General features: G+C 43.4%; 7 protein-coding genes. All 7 read right to left on the bottom strand.

Annotated elements, in window-relative coordinates; all coding sequences use genetic code 11:
- Positions 1-265: toxin (locus K8R76_07945; protein ID MCD4848106.1), on the bottom strand; the 265-nt coding region annotated here is incomplete at its 3' end.
- Between the two features lie 141 nt (positions 266-406).
- The gene (locus K8R76_07940; protein MCD4848105.1) at positions 407-688 is read right to left on the bottom strand and encodes a BrnA antitoxin family protein; all 282 of its coding nucleotides are present in this window, start codon (positions 686-688) and stop codon (positions 407-409) included.
- Positions 685-987, bottom strand: a complete 303-nt coding sequence (locus K8R76_07935) for a BrnT family toxin (protein ID MCD4848104.1) — start codon at positions 985-987, stop codon at positions 685-687. The genes K8R76_07940 and K8R76_07935 overlap by 4 nt, the downstream gene beginning before the upstream one ends.
- A 128-nt stretch (positions 988-1,115) precedes the next feature.
- A complete protein-coding gene (locus tag K8R76_07930) occupies positions 1,116-2,147 on the bottom strand; it encodes an SAM-dependent methyltransferase (protein MCD4848103.1) in 1,032 nt (343 codons plus the stop codon).
- Positions 2,148-2,313: 166 nt separating this feature from the next.
- Entirely contained in the window at positions 2,314-2,652 is a 339-nt protein-coding gene (locus K8R76_07925; protein MCD4848102.1) for a type II toxin-antitoxin system PemK/MazF family toxin, read from the bottom strand.
- Positions 2,637-2,879: a ribbon-helix-helix domain-containing protein gene (locus K8R76_07920; GenBank protein MCD4848101.1), complete on the bottom strand. Its 243-nt coding sequence runs from the start codon at positions 2,877-2,879 to the stop codon at positions 2,637-2,639. Before K8R76_07920 ends, K8R76_07925 begins: the two co-directional genes overlap by 16 nt.
- A gap of 131 nt (positions 2,880-3,010) precedes the next feature.
- Positions 3,011-4,696 carry a PQQ-binding-like beta-propeller repeat protein gene (locus tag K8R76_07915; GenBank protein ID MCD4848100.1) on the bottom strand — a complete coding sequence of 562 codons (1,686 nt, stop codon included), beginning with the start codon at positions 4,694-4,696 and terminating at the stop codon, positions 3,011-3,013.
- Between the last annotated feature and the right edge of the window lie 80 nt (positions 4,697-4,776).

Below are 4,776 nucleotides of genomic sequence, written 5' to 3'. Positions count from 1 at the left end.
CTAAATAGCGCTTCGTAGCCTTACGGCTTGGAATTATTGTTTTCAAAAATCTGCCTTCCTCATTTTCAACAAAAGGAACGATATAGCAGTAGTTATTAATTTCTATGATAAGTATCTGCTGATTAGGGTATTTTCTTTGGTCTGGGTGAGTATAAACATTGTGCACATTGCCGTGTTCTATCTGTATGACTACTTGTTCAAAACTAACACCGCGTTCAGCTTTCAGCTTTTCATTCTTTACGTTATTCCATTTGTAGTGTTCCATGAGAGGTATTTACTACAATGTGTGCCTTATGTCAACATGCGATTTTGTTTGAGTATTATGACGGAACGCTCTATATCAACAGTTTGCGAAATCAAAGCCTTTGTCCAGGCACGTAATTCTGCTGCATTTAGTTGTTCTGCACTAAATTGCCCGGATACTATCCAGTTCTTCTTCCAGTCGCTCAGCAAGAAAGACCTTGAGTAGAGATTGGTATGGAATGTCCTGCTTGTTCGCGAGGATTTTCAATTCTTCTATCATTGATTCAGGCAAACGTAAGGATATTGTTTTTGTCGACGGCTTAAGCTTTGAGAGTGTGATCTCTGCCGCTTCTTTCCAGGAAAGGTAATCACTGGAGTCGTGGGTACGCCAGAATTCTCTTTCCTCTGCTTCTGTTCTGAATCTCGGGATTCTTTTTTTACTCATTCTCTATACCTTCGTTCTTCTCGCAAGGTCATGTTCCTTGCGGATATGATTCTGATTTTGTCTCCCCTGATGGTGAAGACCACAAAGAGGAGACGTCCTAAATCAGTGTGACCAAGGACATAGTACCTTGACTCCATTTCCGAATGCTTCTTATCTCTCCGCAAAATGAGAGGTCTGTTGAAAAACACCTGTTCGCATTCGGATTGAGATACATCGTGCTTATCCCAATTCTTCGTTGCATTACCTTCATCCCAATGGAATCCAATGCATTCCTTGAGTTGGTCTCTTGGCCTTACCATATCACATGTATATAATCATCATATACACTTGTCAATCCCGCCACCATTCTCTACATTCATGCCGTGCGCAGCGCGGCGCGAACGACAAAAATAAGCGGCGAGGTACGAGTCCGCTGCATTATTCTTGTTTAGGCCTCTTTTTCAGCCTCAACAATACAGTAAAATGGTTCGATATCAAGTTTCTCACCGAACTTGTTGATTTCTGTCATTTTTAATCCACATTCTCTTAAGAATGATTCAATTGCTGCTTTAGGATTATTTGACATATCTATTCCAAATTTCCAAGGTTCTCCCATTTTATCTATCATTCCTGAAGTTCTTTTAGCTACTTTTGAAGTTCCACCTAATATGAATGCTTTGGAATAAAAGTCTTGAGCGATGATACTTCCGTCTACACATAAATCAGCCATTTTCCTAAGTGTTTCTTTGACAATATCAGCTTCTAAAAACAAAGAAACGCTTTGCCAAAGGAACAAAGTCTTTTTTGTTTTGTCAAAACCAGCTTCTAATAGTTTATCAACCCAAGATTCGTTTGAATAATCAACTGGGATATAGGTGATCCAATCATGCTTTATATCTGCTTTTTTCAGTGTTTCAACTTTAACATTTAGTGTTTTTACCTGGTCGAGTTCAAAAACCTTTACTTCTTTTCCTTTTGCAAATTGCAAAGCTCTTAGATCAAAGCCAGCTCCGGGAATGACAATCTGCTCCATTTCATCAACATATTTTTCCATTATCCTGTCGAAAATGAGCACCCGATGACCCGGTGTGGAAACTAAGGTTTCTTCACCTGGTTCACATACTATTCCAAGCTTAGTAGTGAAACCAAATAACCGCTGGGAAATGATAAGAGCTCCTAAAGTCGCCCACAAACCAAAATGTGATTCACATGGAAACTTTTTTATGAATGCAACAGAAAGGGGATCCGGTCTCGTGTTAAAATAATGCATAATCCACTTATATTGAAGCGCTTGAACTGCCGAAAAGGAGACACCAAGTTTCTTGCTATTTCCCATTTCCTTGTAAATTCCATCTATTAGTCCAATAATAGCAAAAGGAATGAAGACTATTTGAATCGGTATATAAAGGATGATTTGAAAAAGCTTAATTAAGAAATGTAATATTCCGGGAAGCTGTTTTTTTGTATTTTTATCTATCATAAGATCCTTTTACATATGGACTATTCAAAGCCTTCTCGCGCCATGGGGCAAGAAAACCATCATAGTCAAAATTATGCAAAGCTATTATGCCTAACGTTTCAAATCAGCAGACTGCTGACAATATGTATTGATAGCATTCAAGCAGCAGTGCTGCTGCATTTGTTTGTTAACCCCCGATAATTTCATTCAAACCAGCAAGAATTGCAGCAAGTTCCTCTGGAGATATCCGGGTGATCTTCTTGCCGATACGCTTGATCGACAGAGTCCTGATCTGGCTGATCTTGATCCATGATCTCTTCGGGAGTGATGTATCTGACAATTCAAAGGTTAGAGGAAATCCTGCCCTGGGCTCTTTACCAGTCAGGGCAACAGCGATCACTGTACCCGAGCGGTCATTGAAAACATCATTACTGAGAACTAGTACTGGTCTCTTCCCAGATTGTTCATGCCCTATTGTAGGATTCAGATCAGCCCAGAGAATATCGCCTCTCAGTATTCCGGCCATGATCCAAGCTCACTATTCATGCCTTCTTCAGCAATAGCCATTTCTTCTTCGGGATCCAATTTCGCGCATTCCCGCGCAAGCCGATTACCGTATTTCTTTTCAAGCATTTCACGAACTGCTTTTTGTATGGCTCCGCTTCTGCTGGAAAATTCTGACTTAGAAACAAGATCATCAAGTTGATGGAGCATTTCTTCATTCATGCTGATAGCTATCTTTGCAGTACTCATGCAATTCACCTCCGGTATTACCATTTATCATACCTTTGGTTTTGTCAAGGGTTAACGCAAGGCTCAGTGGATTACAGTATGATTGGCTAGCATGCTAGTGGTAATTCCACTGCAGCCGCTGGTTATGGCTTCTATCTCAACAGACACAGACCAGTGGTTTCAGAAATCCCACCGGATTCGATTCTGCATAAGTAAAGTCCCGCCGAAACAGGCTCACCATTCTTTCTTCTTCCATCCCAGACGATGGAGTGCTGACCAGTTCCAAGCTCTGAATTTTCAAGTGTTCTGACGATTCTTCCGGACAGATCGTACACTGTTACTGACGTCCAACCAGGCTCAGAAAGCTCGAAAGATATTGATGCTGCGGAGTAGAATGGATTCGGACTGGCACATAGAGCAAGCCTGCTGGAAGGTTTCAGTGTGATACCAGTTTGCGTGACTGTGAAGTTTATAGTATCTGCTGCAACAGCAGCACCCTCATCGAAGGATGTTACAATCAGCTCGTTGGAACCAATATCTGCGTAGAAATAATCTTCACGATAGGAGTACTTCAACCCGGTCCCAAAGGCGTAGAGATTGCCGTCACCTGCACCAATGTACATCACACCATCAGTGATGGCAGGACTGGAAAGGACACCCTTCCACGCATCTGTTATTTCATAGTTCCAGATCTCGGTACCGGTTTGAGTATCTACTGCATGGATAAATACGATTGAATCCTTAGGGGAACCTTCATGATCTCCCCAGAAAACAAGGCCATCGGCCAGTCCAGCCGATGCATGAAGGTAATCATTCTCAATCTCAAAGGTCCACTCCATATCACCAGTGAACCGATCCACACAGTAGAAGTAATCATCCAGACCGAAGTACACCAAGTCATCGTGGATTACAGGGGTGGATTCAATACACTGCAGGGTACCATAAGTGAACTCGTTGATAACAGAGCCGGTAAGTGCATCTATACGGTAGAGCGACCCATTCCAGCTGCCGATGTAGATCTCTCCATCCACGATTGTTGGTGAGGAGTCCCAGAAAGAACCAAATCCCTCTGTGACCCATTCGGTCTCACCGGTTTCAGTGTTTATTGCGTAAAATTTTCCATAATCTGTGGGAACAAATAGCATATCGTTCCAGGCGGTCAGACTGCTAGCGGTGCATAGAGTATCAGTTTTCCAGATCTCTTCGCCAGTAAGGCCATCCAAACAGTACACAAAGAGACTAATAACAAATACTCTCCCCTGATATGGAACCGGAGGTCCTGAGAAACCATAGGGATGATTATCTGTAAAGGCCCAGATCCTATCGCCGGTAAAGGCGTCCAGGCACCAGATGGAGTCAGAAGCGAGATATGCTCTTTCGCCCTCCACATGCATCCCGTCATCAATAGGATCACCAATATTCTCGTACCGCCAGATCTCAGCTCCGGTTGCGGCATCCAGGCAATAGGCAATTTCCTGTTCTTCCGAAGCATGATAAACTCGACCGTCCACAACCACCGGGGAGACGAACTCGTGCCCTATCCCGGTAACAGGAGCTGTCCATAAAATAGTGGCGTCATGTGGTGCCGGTGATTCCGAATAGCCGTTGCGCAGGTCGTTCTGCATGTATGTGTACCAGTCGGTGTTAAGCCGGAGTATCAGGACGGCGGTCTGTCCGTTGAGGGAGTAGTGTACTGAATCCGGTACCTCGTTCTCATTCTCTACGATGGCTCGGAGGGGGAGCCAGTCACCATCGTAGGTCTCGTCATCGACAGGTTCTGTGATCGTAAGATTAGTGACAGATATCAGGACTACTGTGAGGATCGTTCCGATAGTCATAATGTCCTCCTATCTCATATATCCAATCGAGGTAGGACTGCCAGTTACCCGACAGCCCCCTCAGAGATCCCTGCATGCGA

The organism is Candidatus Aegiribacteria sp. (genome assembly GCA_021108435.1).
In the GTDB taxonomy this organism is placed as follows: Bacteria; Fermentibacterota; Fermentibacteria; order Fermentibacterales; family JCC-6; genus Aegiribacteria.
The sequence above is the reverse complement of the archived record's forward strand: the minus strand, read 5'-3'. Positions and strand labels throughout refer to the sequence as shown.